This is a genomic window from Methylobacterium sp. 4-46 (assembly GCF_000019365.1).
In the GTDB taxonomy this organism is placed as follows: Bacteria; Pseudomonadota; Alphaproteobacteria; order Rhizobiales; family Beijerinckiaceae; genus Methylobacterium.
Genome location: NC_010511.1, coordinates 3,164,161 through 3,185,118, shown reverse-complemented (window position 1 = coordinate 3,185,118; position 20,958 = coordinate 3,164,161). Strand labels below are relative to the sequence as shown.

Annotated in this window: 17 protein-coding genes and 2 pseudogenes; 16 read left to right on the top strand and 3 right to left on the bottom strand. The window is 67.0% G+C overall.

The features are described 5' to 3' along the window. Positions 1-77: 77 nt before the first annotated feature. From M446_RS34465 to M446_RS37160, 3 genes are all read left to right on the top strand, one after another. Positions 78-470 (top strand): LuxR C-terminal-related transcriptional regulator, encoded by a 393-nt coding sequence (locus M446_RS34465; RefSeq protein ID WP_050777486.1) that lies wholly within the window; start codon positions 78-80, stop codon positions 468-470. A gap of 79 nt (positions 471-549) precedes the next feature. Continuing rightward, a complete protein-coding gene (locus M446_RS13715) occupies positions 550-912 on the top strand; it encodes a response regulator transcription factor (RefSeq protein WP_012332656.1) in 363 nt (120 codons plus the stop codon). A 206-nt stretch (positions 913-1,118) separates the two neighbouring features. Next, a complete protein-coding gene (locus M446_RS37160; RefSeq protein WP_150108652.1) occupies positions 1,119-1,634 on the top strand; it encodes a hypothetical protein in 516 nt (171 codons plus the stop codon). A 274-nt stretch (positions 1,635-1,908) separates the two neighbouring features. Here M446_RS37160 and M446_RS13710 read toward each other — a convergent pair whose 3' ends face one another. Continuing rightward, on the bottom strand, positions 1,909-2,382 hold the full coding sequence (locus tag M446_RS13710) for an Rrf2 family transcriptional regulator (protein WP_012332690.1): 474 nt from the start codon (positions 2,380-2,382) through the stop codon (positions 1,909-1,911). Positions 2,383-2,477: 95 nt separating this feature from the next. On the opposite strand from M446_RS13710, the gene hmpA reads away from it, so the two are divergent. Further along, positions 2,478-3,713: an NO-inducible flavohemoprotein gene (gene hmpA, locus M446_RS13705; RefSeq protein ID WP_012332689.1), complete on the top strand. Its 1,236-nt coding sequence runs from the start codon at positions 2,478-2,480 to the stop codon at positions 3,711-3,713. A gap of 219 nt (positions 3,714-3,932) precedes the next feature. Here the strand turns inward: hmpA and M446_RS13700 are convergent, their stop codons facing one another. Then, complete coding sequence (locus M446_RS13700; RefSeq protein ID WP_012332688.1) at positions 3,933-4,751, bottom strand: ferritin-like domain-containing protein; 819 nt, start codon at positions 4,749-4,751, stop codon at positions 3,933-3,935. 309 nt (positions 4,752-5,060) lie between these two features. Between M446_RS13700 and M446_RS13695 the strand changes: the two genes are divergently transcribed. Genes M446_RS13695 through M446_RS13665 form a run of 7 tightly spaced genes read left to right on the top strand, consistent with a single transcriptional unit; the run spans position 5,061 to position 13,950 of the window. Next, positions 5,061-7,310 carry a NosR/NirI family protein gene (locus M446_RS13695; protein ID WP_012332687.1) on the top strand — a complete coding sequence of 750 codons (2,250 nt, stop codon included), beginning with the start codon at positions 5,061-5,063 and terminating at the stop codon, positions 7,308-7,310. Between the two features lie 16 nt (positions 7,311-7,326). After that, positions 7,327-9,264 carry a TAT-dependent nitrous-oxide reductase gene (gene nosZ, locus M446_RS13690; protein WP_012332686.1) on the top strand — a complete coding sequence of 646 codons (1,938 nt, stop codon included), beginning with the start codon at positions 7,327-7,329 and terminating at the stop codon, positions 9,262-9,264. Positions 9,265-9,298: 34 nt separating this feature from the next. Continuing rightward, positions 9,299-10,654: a nitrous oxide reductase family maturation protein NosD gene (locus M446_RS13685; RefSeq protein ID WP_012332685.1), complete on the top strand. Its 1,356-nt coding sequence runs from the start codon at positions 9,299-9,301 to the stop codon at positions 10,652-10,654. Next, complete coding sequence (locus M446_RS13680; RefSeq protein WP_012332684.1) at positions 10,651-11,556, top strand: ABC transporter ATP-binding protein; 906 nt, start codon at positions 10,651-10,653, stop codon at positions 11,554-11,556. The genes M446_RS13685 and M446_RS13680 overlap by 4 nt, the downstream gene beginning before the upstream one ends. Further along, the gene (locus M446_RS13675) at positions 11,553-12,383 is read left to right on the top strand and encodes an ABC transporter permease subunit (protein ID WP_012332683.1); all 831 of its coding nucleotides are present in this window, start codon (positions 11,553-11,555) and stop codon (positions 12,381-12,383) included. The genes M446_RS13680 and M446_RS13675 overlap by 4 nt, the downstream gene beginning before the upstream one ends. After that, positions 12,380-12,961 carry a nitrous oxide reductase accessory protein NosL gene (locus tag M446_RS13670; protein ID WP_012332682.1) on the top strand — a complete coding sequence of 194 codons (582 nt, stop codon included), beginning with the start codon at positions 12,380-12,382 and terminating at the stop codon, positions 12,959-12,961. The genes M446_RS13675 and M446_RS13670 overlap by 4 nt, the downstream gene beginning before the upstream one ends. Then, on the top strand, positions 12,958-13,950 hold the full coding sequence (locus M446_RS13665) for an FAD:protein FMN transferase (protein WP_012332681.1): 993 nt from the start codon (positions 12,958-12,960) through the stop codon (positions 13,948-13,950). Before M446_RS13670 ends, M446_RS13665 begins: the two co-directional genes overlap by 4 nt. Positions 13,951-14,145: 195 nt before the next feature. Here the strand turns inward: M446_RS13665 and M446_RS13660 are convergent, their stop codons facing one another. After that, positions 14,146-14,634, bottom strand: a complete 489-nt coding sequence (locus M446_RS13660) for a hypothetical protein (RefSeq protein ID WP_012332680.1) — start codon at positions 14,632-14,634, stop codon at positions 14,146-14,148. Between the two features lie 586 nt (positions 14,635-15,220). Here M446_RS13660 and M446_RS13655 point away from each other — a divergent pair. From M446_RS13655 to M446_RS13650, 5 genes and pseudogenes are all read left to right on the top strand, one after another. After that, positions 15,221-15,424, top strand: coding sequence for a dodecin family protein (locus M446_RS13655; protein WP_012332679.1), 204 nt, complete (start codon positions 15,221-15,223; stop codon positions 15,422-15,424). 156 nt (positions 15,425-15,580) lie between these two features. Beyond that, positions 15,581-15,912, top strand: a pseudogene (locus M446_RS37155) (IS110 family transposase); the annotation flags it as partial. 1 nt (position 15,913) lies between these two features. Beyond that, positions 15,914-16,045: pseudogene (locus M446_RS37150) on the top strand (IS630 family transposase); the annotation flags it as partial. Between the two features lie 391 nt (positions 16,046-16,436). Next, positions 16,437-16,670: a hypothetical protein gene (locus M446_RS37145; protein ID WP_150108651.1), complete on the top strand. Its 234-nt coding sequence runs from the start codon at positions 16,437-16,439 to the stop codon at positions 16,668-16,670. 718 nt (positions 16,671-17,388) lie between these two features. Further along, positions 17,389-20,550, top strand: coding sequence for a PAS domain-containing protein (locus M446_RS13650; RefSeq protein WP_150108650.1), 3,162 nt, complete (start codon positions 17,389-17,391; stop codon positions 20,548-20,550). Positions 20,551-20,958 lie beyond the last annotated feature (408 nt).

The following is a 20,958-nucleotide window of genomic DNA, read 5'->3' as shown; positions in this document are numbered from 1 at the left end:
GGGGGGCTCCACCTCCTGCGCCGGGTGCAGGCCGTCGGCAGCCCGCGGCCGGTCATCGTGGGACGGGCAGCGGCGACGTGCCGGTCGCGGCCGAGGCGATGCGGCTCGGCGCCAGGGACTTCATCGAGAAGCCGTTCGACGACGAGATCCCGCTGCGGGCCGTGCGCGCCGCCCTCACGTCCGGAAGTCCACCTCCGACCGCCGACCCGACGCTGCGGGCGTTCGCGCGCCCCGTCGAGGGACTGAGCGGGCGGGAGCGGCAGGTGCTCACGCCCCTCGTGGCGGGCAGCACGGCCAAGGAGATCGGCCGGGCCCTCGCCATCCGCCCGCGGGCGGCAGCGGCTTACCAAGCCGAGAGCATGGAGAAGAGGCAGGCCGGCCGCCTGTCCGAGCTGGTGCGCCGGGCCGTTCTGAGCGGGCTGGAGCGAGCCTTGAGAGACATCAATTTGGAGTCAGGGTTGGGCCGGTAGATTGCCCCTTGCGGACGGGGAGGATGGCCCAATCCGGCCCCAGACCCCAGACCCCAGACCGCAGGATCAGGAGCCGGTCATGCCCATCTTCATCGCGGACGATGATCCTGCTGTCCTGAGCTCCCTGCAGTTCCTGCTCGAGAGCGAGGGCTACGCGGTCGCGGCTTTCGGCAGCGGGGCGGCGTTGCTCTCGGCCTTCCCCGGCCCGGCGCCGGGCTGCGTGATCCTGGACGTCATGATGCCTGGCCTGAGCGGGCTCGATGTGCTGCGCCGGCTGCGTGAGCTGGACGTGCACGCGCCGATCCTCCTGACCACCGGCCATCCGGACCCGAGCATCCGCGAGCGGGCGCGGGAGGCCGGGGTCCCCCTGCTCGAGAAGGGGCTCTCGTCGGAAGCGCTGCTCGCGGTTCTGGCGCGCACGCGCGAGGTGGGCTCTGCCTGAGAGAGCCATTCCCGGAGGCTGCCCGCCCAGAAACCCTGCGGACACGGCGACGTGCGGATCGGTCCAAGGCGCACGCTGGACGGTTCGCCTCCTCGTCCATCGGGAGTTCCATCACTTTGAAGGCTGCCGAGAAAGCCCCAACCTGAGGAAACCTGAGCATGCCCCAACCTAGTCACCTTAGTTCGGCTTCTTGCCGGTCTGGAGGCATGCTGGAGCGCAAGGAATGCGCGGCGTTGCTCGCAGCCATCACGACGGAGTGGACATACATAGAAGACAGGCTTGTCGATGTGCTTGCGTCTGTATTGGGTGGGCACGCCGTATCTGACGACTGGAGTGTAGGGCTAAATTACAGTCGGTTTGCAAATATATCCATACAATCGCTCAGAGACATAAGAGCCAGAGTAAAGATGGTAGATGACGTACTGGCCGAGTTGATAAGGGATGAAGAAGTCATAAAGTCTTGGAAAATATTACATAGCGAATGCTGTTCATGTGCCGAGCAAAGGAATGAGGTCGTTCATTGTAAGTGGTACTATGCGGATGAACGGCCAGATGCGCTGCTGATGCGCGACGAACGAACCGGCAAATTTCTCGAATGGAGGGAGGCAGACTTCAGGGTCATCCTAGACAGACTGATTGCATGCAGAGAGCAAGCGTGGATGTTCGTGCAGGCATTGTTGGAAGGGCAAAGAGCAGCCGGCACCGCACCGCACCAGTGCTGAGCAGGGGGTGACGCCGATGAGTAAGACTCTGCGACCAAATTTGCTTCGTGCCTGATGTCTCGATTGGGGCAGCCGCTTCATTGAAACGATTGCAGATTCTGACCGCAAGCATTTTGCCAAAAACTGATCGAGAGCGGAGACTCCAAGATGATTCGCTTCCGGAATTTTGGCCGTTACCGCTGGGACAGCCGACCGTCATGGGAAAACGGACCTTCCGGAATCTCGTGAATCGCGCCTTCGGCTTCTGCCGTGAGACAGCTTGCGCCAAGCTTCCTCAGGCCGGTTCGGGCGCGCTTTGCTTGCGAGCCTGCGGCGATGCAAGACCCAGCAGCCGGGCGATCTCTGGCCCGGATCCATCCTCCAGCAGGTCCGCCAGCGTGTAGCCGTCGAGCACCGCCAGAAACGCGGCCAGGGCCTCCCCGAGCGCACGCCGGAGCCGGCAAGAGGCCGTGATGGCGCAGGCGCTGCTCGCGAAGCACTCGACCAACGCCAGATCCTCCTCGGTCTGGCGCACCACCGCGCCGACCACGATCTCAGAAGGCGGCTTGCCGAGACGAAGTCCGCCGCCCCGTCCCCGCGTCGTGCGGATCAGCCCCAGGCGCCCGAGCTGATGCACCACCTTGGTCAGGTGGTTCTCCGAGATGCCGTACGCCCGCGCGATCTCGGCGATCGAACTCTGCTGCGGCTCTCGCAGGCCGAGATAGATCAAGGTGCGCAGCGCGTAGTCGGTGTAGCGGGTCAGGTGCATGAGGGCTCCGGGACGGAGATAAGGTATATCACGCTTGCATCTTTCCGGCCAGCTGGGTAGAAGGTGCGCCGTCAATGCACCTTTGAGAATCGCTGATGCCGACCCCGCTCACCCCCGCCACCGTTGCTCTCGTCAAGGCCACCGTGCCCGCCCTCGAGGCGCACGGATTGGACATCACCCGGCGCATGTACGAGCGCCTGTTCAAGAACCCCGAGATCCGCGATCTCTTCAACCAGTCGCATCACGGCGAAACCGGCTCTCAGCCCAAGGCCCTGGCGCAGGCCGTGCTGGCCTATGCGCGCAACATCGACAATCTCGGCGTACTCGGCGGAGCGGTGGAGCGCATCGCCCAGAAGCACGTCGCGCTCAACATCCTTCCGGAACACTATCCTCACGTGGCCGACGCGCTGCTGGGCGCCATCGGGGACGTGCTCGGCGCGGCGGCGACGCCGGAGATCTGCGCGGCCTGGGGCGAGGCCTACTGGTTCCTGGCCGAGCTCCTGATCGGGCGTGAGGCCGCGATCTACCGGGAGCTGGCGGCGAAGCCCGGCGGCTGGAACGGCTGGCGCGACTTCGTGATCGAGAGCGTCACGCCGGAGAGCGAGATCATCCGCTCGTTCGTTCTCGTGCCGGCCGATGGCGGGCCAGTGGTGCGGCACGAGCCCGGTCAGTACCTCGGATTCCTGTTCGACCTGCCGGGTCACGGCGTGCTCAAGCGCAACTACTCGATCTCCTGCGCGCCGAACGACCGGGCCTACCGCATCACCGTCAAGCGCGAGGGCCGACCGGAGGAGCCGGCGGGCATCGTCTCGAACTGGCTGCACGACGAGGCCGCGCCCGGAACGGTGCTGCGCGCGGCGCCGCCGGCGGGCGACTTCTTCCTCGACCGGACGTCCGTGGGTCCGGTCGTGCTTGTCAGCGGCGGGGTCGGGCTCACGCCGATGGTGAGCATGCTGGAGACGATCGCCAGGAGCACGCCCAAACGCCCGACCTGGTACGTTCACGGCGCCCAGAACGGGCGCGTGCACGCGATGCGGGATCAGGTCCGGGAGCTCACGGCCGGCAACGAGAACCTTCGCCTGCACACCTTCTACGCGGAGCCCGCGGCGGAGGACCGGCCAGGGGAGCACTACGACGGGCAGGGGCTGATCACCGCGGAGTGGCTGGTGCGGCAGACGCCGCACGAGGCGGCGACCTACTACCTGTGCGGTCCCAAGCCGTTCCTGAGCGCCCTGGTGAACGGATTGCGGCGCCAGGGCGTTCCGGCCGAGCGGATCCGGTTCGAGTTCTTCGGCCCGGCCGACGAGCTGCTGGAGCAGCAGGCGGCCTGAATGCGACGGCGCCGTCCCCATAGCAGGGCGGCGCCCATTCCTGAGCAGCATGCGCACGAGGTTCGCGCGCATTGCCGAGACCGCCCTGGCCGAGACCGCCCTGGCCGAGACCGCCCTGGCCGAGGCGGCGGGCGTGGCCGCCGCGTTCGACCGCCATCGTCCCATTCGGGTCCAGAAATGGTCAGCATCGTCGCCCGCGTCGTGTGCGGATGCCCTCATTCAGGAAGGCGAGGAGATCTCCCTGATCTTCGCCAGCCTCAGAATGGCCCGCTGCCCGAGTTCCTGCAGCCGCACGAGGCTGTCCTCGTCGCTGCTCGTCTCCGCCGCCTGCAGGTAGGCGTCGGCCAGCGCTTCGGCCAAGGCCTCGATCGAGCGTGTCGCGGGACGTGCCACGTCGAGCTGCAGCGGCCGGGCCAGCGCGCCGAGCGCTTCGGTTTCCTGGGCCAGCGCGTCCGAGCCGCCCTGACGCAGCATCGCGGCGAGCGCCGCCTCCAGATCGGCGGCGCTGCTCCTGGCGGCGGGCCCCGCCCCCGCCTGCCGCATGGCGTGAAAGGCCCGGCGCCGTTCGCGCCGAAACGTCGTCACGTGCTCCAGCTCCTCCCGGGCCATGGCTTCCGCCGCCCGGCGCACCTCCTCGCTGCGGGTCTGCGCGGCGACATACGCCCAGAAGGCGAAGGCCCGCTCCTCGTTGCGGACCGCGATCGTCAGCACGCGATAGGGCGTGAGCAGCCGCGACCCGGCGATTTCGGCAGCATCCTCACGCTCGAATGTCGGCGGCGGCGGCCATCGCAGATCCTGCGAATCGGGTCCGCGCCCCTCGGCCGCCTGCGACCAATGGGAGATATGGGCGGCGTGCCCGCTCTCCTCCCCGGCGATGCGTGCGAAAGTGTCGGCGAGATCGGGTCGCCCCTGCTTGCGCATCAGGTCCGCAAATTCTGCATAGCTGCGCGCCGCCTCGCTCTCCATCAGGTGGGCGAGTGCGAAGAAGCTCTTCAGATTTTCGATACGACCGGCAGGCTCGGCTTTGAGGGTGGGCATGGTCGCCTTGCTCCCTATTTGTCGAATTCTGAATCAAGATCGAGCTGACGTCGAGCTGGCGCATGCAGTATCGGAAAGCTTGATCTAGCGCAAAGACCGATGCAGAATGAAGTGGTTTTCTGGCCATACCGCCCGATCAGCCTACCGATTCGGCGGGATTGTGACGATGAGCCGGTGCCTATGCCGTGTTTAGGGGATTCTTCTAGAAAAGCTGCCATCCACGCAGGGGCGGCGACGGTGCCGGCACGCGATCCCAGGGGGCAGCTCCGCCGTCGGTACGGGAGTCCGGCCACATTCATCGTCATCGCGATGATCCACCTATGGGGTGCGTTGGCGGCCATGGCGGCCGGGACCAGCCCGCTCACCGACTACCTCGCCAAGGTTCAGCCCGGTGAATTCTTTGCAGGTGCCGACCGGTTCGGTTCTCCTCAGGGCGATCCGCCCATCGTGCCCGTCTACACCGGCAGCTCGCTCAAGGGCTACGTCTACCTCAATACGGATTTCAGCAGCGCAACGGGCTATTCCGGCAAGCCGATCCACGTGCTGATCGGCATCGACCCGCAAGGTGTGCTGCGCGGCCTGAAGCTTGTCGATCACAAGGAGCCGATCGTGCTGATCGGCATCCCCGAGAAGCGGATCGTGGAGGCGATCAACACGCTGGTGGGCAAGGGCATGCGGCCGGTCGCGAGCGGGGCGGAGCCGCTGCCGCAGGTCGATATCGTGAGCGGCGCCACGGTGACGGTGCTCGTCATCGGCGACAGCGCGGTGCGCTCGGCCGTGAAGCTGATCAAGAGCGGCCGCCTCGGCGGCGCGGCGGGAGCGGGCGCGGCGGCGGCCGCGACGGTCACCAAGACCGTCGACATGGACAGGAGCGAGGTCAAGGACTGGCAGACCCTGCTCGGCGACGGCTCGATCCGGCGCCTGCACCTGTCCGTCGCCGATATCAACGAGGCCTTCGCCAAGTCCGGCAACGCGGCCGCGGCCTCGCACCCGGAGCCTGGTGCGCCGGACGACACCTTCATCGACCTCTACGTCGCCCTGGTCTCGGTGCCGACGATCGGCCGCAGCCTGCTCGGGGAGGACGGCTATGCCCGCCTGCGCTCCCAGCTCAGGCCGGGGCAGCAGGCCATCGTCGTGGCGGGGGAGGGGGCCTACTCGTTCAAGGGAGCGGCCTACGTCCGGGGCGGCATCTTCGATCGCATCGAACTCCTCCAGGACGGGAGCGGTGTCCGCTTCCGCGACCGCAATCACACGCGGCTCGGCGCGCTCGAAGGCGGAGCGCCGGACCTGCCGGAGATCGGCCTGTTCACGATCCCGCCGGACTTCGCCTTCGATCCGACCGAGCCTTGGCAGCTGCGGCTGCTGGTGCAGCGGGCCGTCGGCGCGCGGGACAAGGCCTTTCTCACCTTCGATGTCGGTTACACGCTACCGGACGGCTACGTCCGGCGGGAACAGCGCGCCGTCACCGCTGCCGAGCAGCCAGCCCCCGCCGGCGCACCGGGACCTGCCGCGGCGCCCGCCGCGGCGGTGGCGGGATCCGACGCCACCACCATCCAGGACGAGCCACTCTGGATCAGGATCTGGCGCTCGAAGAGCATCGCCATCGGCATCACCGCCGCGGCGCTCCTCGTCCTGACCGGCATCTTCTTCTTCCAGGACGCGCTGGTGAAGCACCCGCACACCTATGTCTGGGTGCGGCGCGCCTTCCTGCTGTTCACCCTCGTCTGGCTGGGCTGGTACGCGAATGCACAGCTCTCGGTCGTGAACATCCTCACCTTCACCAGTGCCTTGGTGACGGGATTCCATTGGGACTTCTTTCTGGCCGCACCGCTGATTTTCATCTTGTGGGCGGCCATCGCGGCCGGGCTGCTGTTCTGGGGCCGCGGGCCGTTCTGCGGCTGGCTCTGTCCGTTCGGCGCCCTGCAGGAACTCACCAACACCCTTGCCCAGTGGCTGAAGGTGCCGCAGCTGACGATTCCGTGGGGGCTGCACGAGCGCCTGTGGCCGATCAAGTACGTGATCTTCCTCGGTCTCTTCGGCGTATCGCTCTATTCGGTTGCCATGGCCGAGACGCTGGCCGAGGTCGAACCGTTCAAGACGGCCATCATCCTGAAATTCGTGCGGGACTGGCCCTTCACGCTCTACGCCGTGGCGCTGCTCGCGGCGGGGCTCTTCGTCGAGCGCTTCTTCTGCCGCTACCTGTGCCCTCTCGGCGCCGCGCTCGCCATTCCGGGGCGGATGCGCACCTTCGAGTGGCTGAAGCGCTGGCCGGAATGCGGCTCGCCCTGCCAGCGCTGCGCCAAGGAGTGCCCGGTCCAGTCGATCCACCCCGAGGGGCACATCAACGTCAACGAGTGCATCTACTGCATGCACTGCCAGGAACTCTACCACGACGATCACCGCTGCCCGCACATGATCCAGGTGCGGCTGAAGCGCGAGAAGTTCGAGGCGCTCAGCTCGCCGTCGCAGCGCACCGGCGGCCGGGGCGCGAAGCCGAGCGTGACCGTCGACGGCAGGCCGGTTCCCGCCACGGCGCCGTCCGCCCGCTCCCCGTCCTGACAAAGGAGAACGTGACATGTCCGAGACTTCCGAGCACGCCAGGCTGAATCGCAGACAGCTGCTGGGCACCACGGCCGCCGCGGCGGCGACCGGCGCCGTCGCGGGGGCGGCCGGAACGCGCGGTCTCGCGACGCCGGCCGAGGCGCAGACGAAGCCGAGCGCGCGCCCCGCGCTCGCCGGCGGCCCGAACAAGACCGAGGTCAAGCCCGGCGATCTCGACGAGTACTACGTCTTCTTCTCGAGCGGACAGACCGGCGAGCTCCGCATCGTCGGGTTGCCGTCGATGCGCGAGCTGATGCGGGTTCCGGTGTTCAACCGCGACAGCGCCACGGGCTGGGGCCTCACCGACCAGAGCCGCAAGGTGCTGACCGAGGGCCTCCTTCCCGAGACGAAGCAGTTTCTGGAGACTCGCGGCGGCGTCTATCACAACGGCGACCTGCACCACCCGCACCTGTCGTTCACGGACGGCACCTATGACGGGCGCTACTGTTTCGTGAATGACAAGGCCAACACGCGCGTGGCCCGCATCCGCCTCGACGTGATGCGGTGCGACAAGATCATCGAGCTGCCCAACCAGCATACCGTTCATGGCCTGCGTGTGCAGAAGTATCCCCGCACCGGCTACGTCTTCTGCAACGGCGAGGACCGGGTGCCGCTTCCGAACGACGGCAAGGTGCTCGACGACAACAAGCAGTATCACGCCATTTTCACTGCCGTGGACGGCGACACGATGCAGGTCGCCTGGCAGGTGCTGGTGGACGGCAACCTCGACAACGTCGATGCGGACTATCAGGGCAAATACGCCTTCGCGACCTGCTACAATTCCGAAGAAGGGGTCACGCTGGCCGAGATGACCGCCAACGAGCAGGATTGGGTGGTCATCTTCAACATCAAGCGCATCGAGGAGGCGGTGCGCAAGGGTGAGGCCAAGGTGGTCGGTGGCGTACCGATGGTCGACGGCCGGCATGGCTCGCGCTTCACCCGCTACGTCCCGGTTTCGAACAGCCCGCACGGCATGAACACCGCACCGGACGGCATCCACGTCGTCGCCAACGGCAAGCTGTCGCCGACCGTGACGGTGATGGATGTCCGTCTCTTCGATGATCTGTTTGACGACAAGATCAAGCCGCGCGACGTCGTGGTCGCCGAGCCGGAGCTCGGCCTCGGTCCGTTGCACACGGCCTATGATGGCAAGGGCAATGCCTTCACGACCCTGTTCATCGACAGTCAAGTGGTGAAGTGGAACATCGAGAAGGCCCGGCAGGCCTACAAGGGCGCCAAGGTCGACCCGATCCTCCAGAAGCTCGACGTCCATTATCAGCCGGGCCACAACCACAGCTCCATGGGACAGACGAAGGAGGCGGATGGCAAGTGGCTCATCTCGCTCAATAAGTTCTCGAAGGACCGTTTTCTGAACGTTGGACCACTGAAGCCGGAAAACGACCAGCTGATCGACATCTCGGGTGACAAGATGATGATCGTGCATGACGGCCCGAGCTTTGCCGAGCCGCATGACGCGACCATCGTCCATCGCTCCAAGATCAACCCGATCTCGATCTGGGACCGGGCCGATCCCTTCTTCGCTGACCAAGTAAAGCAGGCCAACGCCGATGGCGTCAGGCTTGAGGAGGACAACAAGGTCATCCGCGACGGTGACAAGGTTCGCGTCTACATGACCTCGACGGCCCCGTCCTTCGGTCTCGAGAGCTTCACGGTGAAGCAGGGCGACCAGGTCACCGTCCACGTCACCAATATCGACGCGGTCGAGGATCTCACGCACGGCTTCTCGATCGTGAACTACGGCATTCAGATGGAAGTCGCGCCGCAGGCGACGGCCTCGGTGACCTTCACGGCCAATAAGCCAGGCGTCTACTGGTACTACTGCTCTTGGTTCTGCCATGCGATGCACATGGAGATGAAAGGGCGGATGTTCGTGGAGCCCAAGAACGTCTGACGTCATGGACCAGGCAGCGCAGAGGACCCGATGGATGCTGGCGGCGATTCTCGCCGCCAGCATGGCCCCTTCGGCCCGGGCGGAGCGGCGGGAGGTTTCGCCCGCGGCGGGATCGCCGCAGCAGGCCGTGGATGCGGCGCGCGCGGGGGACACGCTCGTCTTCCGGAGCGGGCGCTACCGCGGCCCGCTCGCGGTCGGCAAGCCGCTCGCGATCGAGGGAGAGCCGGGAACCATGATCGAGGGGGACGGCGCCGGGAGCGTCATCACGGTCACGTCGCCCGGCGTGAGCCTCCGCGGGCTCGAGGTGCGCGGCTCCGGAACGAATCTGGAGCGGATGGATTCCGGTGTCTTCCTGACCAAGGAGGCCAAGGGTGCGCGCGTGGAGCGCAACCGCATCCAGGGCAACCTGTTCGGCGTCTACGTGCACGGGGCCGAGGACGCCCTCGTGCGCCACAACACCATCGTGGGCCTTCGGGACGGCCGCCTCGCCGAGGCGGGCAACGGGGTATCGGTCTGGAACGCGCCCGGCGCGCAGGTCGTCGACAACGACATCAGCTTCGGCCGGGACGGCGTCTTCACGATCAGCAGCAAGCGCAATGTCTTCTCCCGCAACAACTTCCACGACCTTCGCTTCGCCATCCACTATATGTATACGAACGACAGCGAGATAAGAGACAATATCTCGACCGGCAACGCGGTCGGCTACGCCATCATGTTCTCGAACCGGCTGGTCGTGAGCGGCAACGTCTCCGACCGCGACCGCGACGACGGCTTCGTCTTCAACTACGCGAACGGATCCGAGGTGGCGGGCAATCTGGTGGTGGGCGGGCCGCAGCCCGCCGAGCGGTGGACGAGCCGTGGCCAGCGCTCGGCGTCCGAGCACGGCCTGCCAGCCGCCGGGCCGGCATCCGCCCCGGCCGCCGCGGCCCGGATCGGGCCGGAGAAATGCGTCTTCATCTACAATGCAAACCAGAACCGATTCCGCGACAACTGGTTCGAGGGCTGCGAGATCGGCATCCACTTCACGGCGGGCTCCGAAGGCAACCAAGTGTCCGGCAACGCCTTCGTGGCCAACCGCAACCAGGTGAAATATGTCGGGACGCGCTATCTCGACTGGTCGGCTGGCGGGCGAGGCAATTACTGGAGCGACAACCCGGGCTTCGACCTGAACGGCGACGGGCTGGCCGATACGGCCTACCGGCCCAACGACATCATCGACAAGGTGCTCTGGACGGCGCCCGCCGCCAAGGTCCTGGTCAACTCGCCGGCGCTCCAGGTGATCCGCTGGGCACAATCGCAGTTCCCGGCTCTCCTGCCGGGCGGTGTCGTGGACACCAAACCTCTCATCTCGCCGCCCGCGAAGCCGGCACGACGAGGACCGGAACCATGACCGGAGCGGTTGAGCTGCGGGGCGTGACGAAACGCTACGGGGCCGCCGAGGCGGTGCGCGACGTCAGCTTCACGCTGGCCTCCGGCGCCGTGGCGCTGGTCGGCCATAACGGCGCCGGCAAGACCACCCTGATGAAGCTGATGCTGGGCCTGATTCGAGCGAATGCCGGCAGTGTCCAGGTGCTGGGCGAGAACCCGGCCGCCGGGCAGTTCGCGGCCCGTCGGCGGCTCGGCTATCTGCCCGAGAACGTTTCCTTCAACGGGGCCCTGACTGGGCGCGAGACCCTGAGCTTCTACGCGCGGCTCAAGCGCGCGCCCGAGACCGCGAGCCTCCGCCTGCTGGAGCGTGTCGGGCTCGGCGAGGCATCTCATCGCCGCGTCGGCACCTATTCGAAGGGCATGCGGCAGCGGCTGGGCCTCGCCCAAGCCCTGATCGGCGAGCCCGAGGTGCTGCTCCTCGACGAGCCCACGACCGGCCTCGACCCGGCGCTCAGGCTCGCCTTCTACGACATTGTGCGGGCGCTCGCTGGCCGCGGCGCCACCGTGCTGCTCTCCTCCCACGCGCTCAGCGAACTGGAGGACCGAGCCGACCGGGTCATCATCATGGACCGGGGCCGCATGGCGGCGAGCGGATCGCTGGAGGAGCTGCGCCGCGTGGCGCGCTTGCCCGTGCGCATCCGCATCCGGCCCGGATCGGAGGCGCCCGTCCTGCCGGCGGGCCTCGCGACGGCTCGGCGCCTCCCCTGCGGGGCGCTCGAGTTCGCGGTCGCGGATCACCGCAAGGTCGCGATGCTGCGGACGCTGCTGTGCGCCGGGTCGCCACCCGAGGATATCGACGTGCTCTCACCGACGCTCGACGACCTCTACGCGCATTTCCTGCGTGACCGGGAGCCCGCGGCATGAGGGCGACCTGGATCATGGCGGTCAAGGAGGTGCAGGAAGCGCTGCGCAACCGCTGGGTGCTCGCAACCACGCTGCTGATGGCCGGGCTGTCCCTGGCCTTGACCTTCCTCGGGAGTGCGCCCACCGGCAGCGTCGGCGTCCGCGCGCTCGACGTGGTGATCGTCAGCCTGTCCAGCCTGACGATATTCCTGCTGCCCCTGATCGCGCTGCTGCTCGCGCACGACGCGATCGTCGGCGAGATGGAGCGCGGCACGATGCTGCTGCTCCTCAGCTATCCGGTCGGACGCGGCCAGGTGGTGCTTGGCAAGTTCTTGGGCCACCTCGCGATCCTGGCCTTCGCCACGCTGCTCGGCTACGGCGCCGCGGCGGTGGCCCTGCTGCTGACCGGCGCCGAGATCCAGGCCGCGAGCTGGCTCGCCTTCGCCGCGATGATCGGCTCGTCGGTCGCGCTCGGCGCCGTTTTCGTGGCCCTCGGCTACTTGGTGAGCGCGCTCGCGGGCAGCCGCAGCACGGCAGCCGGCGCCTCGATCGGGATCTGGCTCGCGCTGGTGCTCATCTACGACATGGCGCTGCTCGGGCTCCTGGTGGTCGATCAGGGCCGCGTGATCTCGGCAGGGCTCCTCAACGTCCTGCTGCTGCTCAACCCAACCGACATTTACCGGCTGGTGAACCTGGCGGGCCTCGGCAATGCCAGCGCGTTCTCCGGGATGGCCGGGCTGACCGCGGATGCCGCCCTGACCCCGTCGATACTGGTCCTGGCGCTGGGCCTCTGGACGGTTCTTCCGCTCGGCATGGCGGCGGTGTCCTTCTCTCGGAGGGAGCTATGAGGCGACTCGTCCTGATCTGCGCGGCAGCAATCAGCCTGATGGCGGCCGGCTGCAACCAGCAGCGGAGCGCCGAGGCGCCGAAGCCCGCGGCCCTCACGGCCGACGCGATGGGCCATTATTGCGGCATGAACGTGCTGGAGCATCCCGGCCCCAAGGGCCAGATCCTGCTGCAGAGCCGGATCGAGCCGGTCTGGTTCTCCTCGGCGCGGGACGCCCTCGCCTTCACCATGCTGCCGGACGAGCCGAAGGACATCCTGGCCATCTACGTCTCCGACATGGGGAAGGCCGCCTCCTGGGCGAAGCCGGGCGCGGAGAACTGGGTGGAGGCGCGCGCCGCCTGGTTCGTGGTTGGCAGCTCCGCGCGAGGCGGGATGGGGGTGGAGGAGATCGTGCCGTTCTCGGATCAGGGCATGGCGCAGCGCTTCGCCGCCGAGAAGGGCGGCCGGGTGCTGCGCTTTGCCGAGGTGCCGTCCTCGGAGGTCCTTGCGGCCGGCGGTGAGGCGCCCGGCGCCGGAGCGACCGAGGAAAGCGGTGCCCGCGCCGCGCCGGCGCACGACGCGCACGGAGGCGTCCGATGACCTGCCTGCCCCGCCGCCGCTTCCTCGGCATCAGCGCTGCCACTGCCGGCTTGGCGCTCCTGCCCCTCGGCGGCCCTGCGAGGGCCGACGCGGCGCTCGTGACCTGGCAGGGTCAGGCGCTGGGCGCCATCTGCAAGCTGCAGATCCACCATGAGGACCGGGCCGCGGCCGAAAGCCTGGCCGCGCGTACCGTGCAGGAGGTGCGCCGGCTCGAGGCCATGTTCAGCCTCTACGACGCCAACTCGGTGCTCGTCGCCTTGAACCGCTCCGGCATCGTCGTGGCGCCGCCCCCGGAATTCGTCGCGCTGTTGCGGGCGGCCGAGAGCGTCTCGCGGACGACCCGCGGCGCCTTCGACGTCACTGTCCAGCCGCTCTGGGCGCTATACCAGGCGCATTTCTCGCGGCCCGACGCCGACCCGCTCGGCCCGACGCAGGCCGCCCGTCGCGCGGTTCTCCAGCGCATCGGCCATGACAAGCTGCTGGTCAGCCCGGACCGGGTCGCGATGCGCCGGGGCATGGCGGTCACCCTCAACGGCATCGCCCAGGGCTTCGTGACGGACAGGATCATCGCGCTTCTGCGCAGCGAAGGCGTGGACAAGAGCCTCGTCGACATGGGCGAGACGCGGGTGCTCGGGACACGTCCCGATGGCCGCCCGTGGCAGGTCGGGATCGAGGATCCGCAGCGGCCCGGGCAGAGCGCGGCGGTGCTGCCGGTCGTCGACCGCGCCGTCGCGACCTCGGGTCCTTACGGCTTCCGCTTCGACCCGGCCGGGTGCTTCAATCACCTGTTCGACCCGGCCACGGGCACCTGCGCGGACCGCTATCAGAGCGTGACCGTGATCGCCCGCACCGCGACTGCAGCCGACGCGCTCTCGACGGCGTTCAGCCTCATGCGGCCGCAGGACATGCCCGCGGTGGCCCGCTTGCACGGAGCGGAGCTGGTCCATCTCATCGATCAGCGTGGCGCGGCGATGCAGCTCGTGGTCTGATCCTCCTGACGTTGAGCCGCGAGAGCGGCTCAACGTCAGCCCAAAGCACTGCGCCAGCAGCCGGTTCTGCTCCCGAACGGTCCATGCCATTGGGTAATCTGGCCGAATGCTTCGGATGAGCCGTGGCTTCGCGCGCGCGTGCTCCACCTGTGCTGCCCGATTGGCCATCATCGGCGCGAGGGGCGTGATGGGATTTCAGTCTTCGTCCTGCGACGTGGACCGATCGGCAAGCGCGGCGATTTGCACCTCCAAGCGCTTGAGGTTGCTCTCAGCGCTGCGCACGCGGCCGGACATGCACTGCGCGTGGGCGGACTGGTATGACAGCAGCATGCTGTTGAACTCCGCCTGGCCCGCCGTTACGCCGACGCGAGCACGACGGGCAACTTCTCGGTCGAGCCACGGCCGGACCGTCTGCTCCACCTGCGCGCACCGCGCCGAGGGTTCCGACGCGGCTGTCGCCTCCGATGTCGGCGGGGACACCAGCATCGTCACCCAGAACGCTGCCGTCGCAAGGCCGAGAGCGGAGCCGAACAGACTCAGTGCCGTTCGTGAGCGCTGCTTGGTCTCCACCGTCTGGCGTGAGACTTGCCATTCGAACCGAGTCAGCCGATTGCCATCCTCAGGATAGCAGTACGAATAGTGTGCTGATCCATCGTTATGCCGGTGAGCGACGGGCTTCTGCATAGGAAGCTCCTTCCGTGGATCTGCTATGTACCACCTGCGTCAGCTCTTAACGGGAGCAGTGGCCAAAGCGGTATGGCCAATTTGACCGAATCCAATACTGGCCTCGCCGAGAGCCGATGAATGTGCGGGCCCGCACATGGCGCAACCGCCATGCCCTCGCGAGAGGCCGGGTCTCTTCTGCAAAAGCCCAGCTCTGACCAGACTCGACTATAAGACCATTCGACGCGCGCCGAAAGAGGATTTCTTTCGTTCCATCAACATTGGTGGCGCTTCCAAATCAATCTTGGCAGGAAATCGTAGGAGATGTCATTCATTTGACGGACCCATGTTAGCGCTTCTGCTAGCATGAAGCTGACGTATGTTACTGCATGCGCCACGGACGGTGATTGTGCGGCTTGAACTGCGGCCCGTGATACAGTCGGCCTTCAGTCGGACTGGAGAAGCTCCGCATAACGGGCAGTACGGACCCGCCTCGGAGCCACTGCCAAGCCCCTGCGCGCAACTGCACGAGGCGCAACTGCACGAGGATTGCCTCCCCAGGGCGCCGGGCATAGCATCACGTGCCTGACCCGCAAGGGAGGCAATCATGTCGGTGGTGAAGTTCCTCGAACTCTCCGCTCAATCCCCTCAAGGCTACGAAGACGCGATCAAGCAAGCGGTCGAGCGCGCATCCAGCACGCTGCGCGGCATCCAGTCCGTCTGGGTCAAGGAGTTCGAAGCCGTCGTGGAGAACGACAAGGTGACCCAGTTCCGGGTCAACGTGAAAATCTCGTTCCTGCTTGAGGGCTGAGGCGCGGGCGCTGACTGAACGCCCCTCTGGGCCTCCGGACAGTGTTCTGGAGGCCTCGCGCGGGGCCGCGGGCCGGGCCTGACGGGGTGGACGGCCCTGCTCACGGCACCGCTGTGCCGGGATAAGGCCGCCGGTTCTCGTCATCCGGAGCCGTCCCTGGCACAGGTCAGCACCATCGGCCTCGGTCCGGCGAAGAACGTCGTCCAGGTTCATGGCATCGGCGCGCGAGGCGAGGTCCTCGCGCGCCGGCCTTTGCGGCGAGCCGGGGTCCTGCCCTTCTTTGCCAAGCTCACACCCTGCTTGGTCGGCGCTTGGTCGGCACGGAGGCCTGCGCCACCGCCCATCACTGGGCCCACGCGCTGATCAAGCTCGGCCACACCGTCAAGCTGATGCCACTCGCCTCCGTGAAGCCGTACGTCAAGCGTGGCAGAACTGGTGCGGCCGATGCCGAGGCCATGGCGGAAGCCGTGCGCCGCCCGACACTGCGTCCGGCACGGCACCGCGGCGCTGTTTGCCGCGCTCACCGTGCTGGACGGCACCGTGATCGGCCGCGGCATGCAGCGTCACCGCCACGGCGAGTTGCTGCGCTTCCTCGACACCATCGAGGTGCCGGTGCCGGCAGGGGCGCGCAATGTGTGCGGCATGTGCGGCAATGCACAGTTCTTCTAGATTCGTTAATCTTATGTCTCATGTGCATTCTCGCACGAGTGCACGTGAATGGAGAGCCCGATGCGCTTCTTCTTGGAAACGTTGATGCGGCGCGATCAGAGTCGCGTCGCTCCGAGCTCCAACGAACTGTCTGAGGAGCATCTTGAAGGAGTGAGCGGCGGGTTGAACCCGCAGCCCATCCCGCCCGGTCGCGCGAGCTCCCTCGTGAACAACTGCGGCAATGCGACTGGGCCCGTCACGATGCATCTCAATACACAGGTTTGTCCTTCGCACATTCAAGTTGTGTCCTGTGGTCATTGATGGGAAACAAAAATTCCTCGCGCATCCGGCACAGGCGACTCACATGAGCGATGAACAGGAAAATGAGATTTCTGCCTTTGATTCCGTGAATTCGTCGCCTTTGCCGGATGCATATCTGGATCATGTCTCGGCGGGCGGTGACTATCATGCGATGGAAAATGATCTTTTCAGAATTGAAATCACAAATTCAGATGCCAGCAAGTCGGATACAAACATCGTATTTTCCAGAGGTATCCCTCACACCAAAGCGCTGATCGTCCGGCAGTTTTTACCTTGATTCTAAGCTGTGGCGACATCCTTCGCGACCGAACTGTCCAAAAAAACGACCGTTTTTCCGAGATGCAATGCTGCAAGGATTGCGTGTCAGGAAATCAAAGTGGATCCATCAGCCTCCCATTTGGCACCTCCAGACCGTTGAGAGGCTTGGCCTGACGGCTTCGAAGGATCGAAGGGAAACCCGGCAGGCATCAGCGCTGCCGGGTGGTTCGCGATCACCCCCCGATGAGGGCGGCGGCCGCGGCACCCGTGGGCTGCGTCGCAGATCTTCATGGTACCAAAGATTTTCTCTTCGTCAGGATTTGCGTGCCACATCACTCCAATCTTGGCAGCCGCGCGTCTGAGCAAAAGCGCTTCAGGTCAGCACTGTTGCAAAAATTGCTGAAATGAAAATGCGCTGTCGGTCCATGGCCTTCGTCTCCCCTCAACGTGAGGTCGTCGGCGTTGATCTGCACCGGTGCGGTGGTCTGTTTAGGACAGTGGCGCATTGCCGTGAAGGCCGTGGCGCCTTCGAGGGTGCCTGGGTCTTGGCCGGGGTGCTGGTCAAGGCACCGGACCTGCCGTCGAAGCCTGCCGCTCTAGGTGGAAGCGTGGACCGATGCTCCTCCCGGACGCCGGCAACACACACCAGAGGTCGAGCCTGCTCGCGTCTCATGCCTGAGAACACCATTTTCCAGTTCCCGCTCTTCCTCCCAGCAGCTGGGCGGATGAGTGCGCGCATGCGCACGCACGACTGGTCCGGCTCGCCGCTCGGACCGCCAGAGACCTGGCCGCCCTCCCTGCGCGCGACCGTGAGCCTGATTCTGGGCTCGCGCTTCCCGATGTTCGTCGCCTTCGGGCCAGAGCTCGGCTTCCTCTACAACGACGCTTACGCGGAGATCCTCGGCGACAAGCACCCCGCCGCGCTCGGCCGGCGCTTTCACGAGATCTGGCCGGAGATCTGGCCCGACATCGCCCCGCTCATCGACAAGGCGCTCGCCGGGGAGGCAACGTGGTCGGAGAACATGCTCCTGACCATGAACCGGCGCGGCTACGACGAGCAGACCTGGTTCACCTTCTCCTACTCGCCCGTGCGCGACGAGCAAGGCAGGGTCGCCGGCATGTTCTGCGCCTGCACCGAGACGACGGGGCAGGTGCGGGCGGAAGCCAGCCTGCGCGAGGCGGAGGCGCGCCTCAGGGCGGTGACCGACCACCTGCCGGGTGGTGCGGTCTATCAGATCGCCACGCCCCGGGATGGCTCCAGCCGGCGTTTCCTGTACCTCTCGCGCGGCTTCGAGCGCATGACCGGAGTAACGACCGAAGCCGTGCTCACCGATCCGGCCGCGGCCTACGACCTGATCCTGCCCGAGCATCGCGGCCGTCTCGCCGAGGCCGAGCGAGCCGCCATCCGCGACCTCTCAGATTTCGATGTCGAGGCGCCCATGCGCCGCCCCGACGGCACGCTCGTCCAAACCCGCATCATCTCCGCACCGCGCCTCGTTGCTGATGTCGTGGTCTGGGACGGGTTGCTCCTCGACGACACCGCCCGCAAGCGGACGGAGGAGCGGCTGCGCGAGAGCGAGGCCCGTCTGCGGCTCGCCACCGAGGCGGCCGAGGTCGGGCTCTGGGACGTGGACGTCGTCAACGACAGCCTGTTCTGGCCCGCGCGGGTGAAGGCGATGTTCGGGATCTCGCCGGACGTGCCGGTCTCGATGGCCGACTACTATGCCGGCCTCCACCCGGAGGACCGGGACGTCACGAGTGCCGCCTTCGCCGCCGCGCTCGATCCGACGAAGCGCGCGCTCTACGACGTCGAGTACCGCACGGTGGGCAGGGAGGACGGCGTCGTCCGCTGGGTTGCCGCCAAGGGTCGCGGCGTCTTCGAGGGCGGGCGCTGCGTGCGCGTGCTCGGCACGGCCATCGACGTCACGGCGCGCAAGCAGGCCGAGGAGGCGCTGCGCGCCAGCGAGGAGCAGTTCCGCGTCCTCTCGCAGGTGCTGCCGAACTTCGTGTGGGCCACCGACTCGGCCGGGACCGCCTACTGGTTCAACGATCGCGTCTACGCCTACGCGGGCCTGCGACCCGGCGACCTCGACGGGGACGGCTGGCACGCGGTCGTCCATCCCGATGACCGCTCGCGCGTGGCCGAGGAGTGGCACGCGGCGGTCGCCGTCCGCTCCGGTTACCAGTCCGAGTATCGGCTGCGGCGGGCCGACGGGGTCTACCGCTGGTTCCTGGCCCGGGCACAACCGGTTCTGGCGAGCGACGGCAAGGTTGTGCGTTGGGTGGGCACGAGCACCGACATCGACGACCAGAAGCGGATGATGACCGACCTCGTCCGCTTCAACGAGGTGCTGGAGCAGCGCGTGGCCGAGCGGACGGCCGAGCACGACCGGGTCTGGCGCAACTCCCGCGACCTGCTGGTCGTGGTCGGGGCCGACGGCATCTTCCGCGCGGTCAATCCGGCTTGGCAGGCCATCCTGGGGCACAGCCCATCCGAGGTGGTGGGACACAGCTTCCTGGAATTCATCTGGCCCGATGACGCCGAGGCCACCCTGGCGGCCCTGGAGCAGGCAGTCTCGGCCGACGACCTCACCGACTTCGAGAACCGCTACCGCCACAAGGACGGCACCCCGCGCCTGATCTCCTGGCGTACGTCGGTCGAGAGCGACCTCGTCTACGCCTACGGGCGCGACGTCACCGCCGAGAAGCGGCAGGCCGAGGCGCTGCGCCAAGCCGAGGAGGCGCTGCGCCAGTCGCAGAAGCTGGAGGCGGTCGGGCAGCTCACGGGGGGCGTGGCACACGACTTCAACAACCTGCTCACCATCATCCGCTCGTCGGTCGACTTCCTGCGCCGCCCGGACCTCGCCGAGGAGCGCAGGGTCCGCTATCTCACCGCGGTCTCGGACACGGTGGACCGGGCCGCCAAGCTCACCGGCCAGCTCCTCGCCTTCGCCCGGCGTCAGGCCCTCAAGCCGGAGACGCTCGACGTCGGGGCGCGCCTCCGCGCCGTGGCCGAGCTGCTGGACACGGTGACGGGCGCGCGCATCAGGGTGATGACCGACCTGCCGGACCACCCGTGTTTCGTGCGGGTGGACGTGAGCCAGTTCGAGACGGCGCTGGTCAACATGGCGGTGAACGCCCGCGACGCGATGGGCGGCGAGGGCACGCTGACGCTGCGCCTGGAATGCGGAGTATCGCTCCCGCCCATACGGGGGCACGCCGGGGCGGCAGGTCGGTTCGTGGCCGTCTCGCTCAGCGACACCGGTTCGGGCATCGCGCCGGCCGTCCTCTCCCGCGTGTTCGAGCCGTTCTTCACCACCAAGGAGATCGGCAAGGGCACGGGGCTCGGCCTGTCCCAGGTCTTCGGCTTCGTCAAGCAGTCGGGCGGCGATGTCGACGTGGCGAGCGTGCCGGGCCGGGGCACGACCTTCACGCTCTACCTGCCCGAGGTCGAGCCCGTGGCGCCGGCCGAGGACGACGGTGAGACGGCGCAGGTCGAGCCCGGAGGAGCGGGCCAGCGGGTGCTGGTGGTGGAGGACAACATCGAGGTCGGGCGCTTCGCCACCCAGATCCTTGAGGACCTGGGCTACGAGACGGCCTTGGCCGTCAACGCGGAGGACGCGCTGGAGAGGCTCGGGGTCGGCGGCACGGGGTTCGACGTGGTGTTCTCGGACGTGGTCATGCCGGGCATGGGCGGGATCGCGTTCGCGCGGCTCCTCGAGCGGCGGCTGCCGAACCTGCCGGTGGTGCTGACCTCCGGCTACAGCCACGTCCTGGCGCAGGAGAGCTCAACCGGCTTCGAGTTGCTGCACAAGCCCTACTCGGCCGACCAAGTCTCTCGCATCTTGCGCAAGGTCCTGCGACGCGGACGGACAAAGACGGCAGGTTGGAAGTCGTGAAGCAGCAGACTGCCAGTGAGATACAGGCGACAGGCTTGCACCTGAGCGCGAAGGCTCAGAGAGCGTATTGCTATTCCTGATCCGGGACCCGCTTGATCGCAGCGGATCCCGGATCGCGCGCCTGCGCGGCGCCTGAGCGACGCCGACATCCGCATGGCCGAAAGGGGAGATGGCGAAGCCATCAACCGGATGGCGTATGAGGTGTAAGGAGCCCTCGTTCCATACGTTGCCCTGACGCGAATCAGCAGGGAAACCGGAGGGACGATTATCGACGTCGACATGTCCGGTCCCGGGTGACGCGCGGCCGTTCCGGCGGCCGTCGGCGAAGTTCCGGAAGTGGCGCTCAACCGAGCCTGCGGGGCGCGAATTCCTGACCCGTTCCGGGGCGCGTGCGCGGGCGCATTCCAC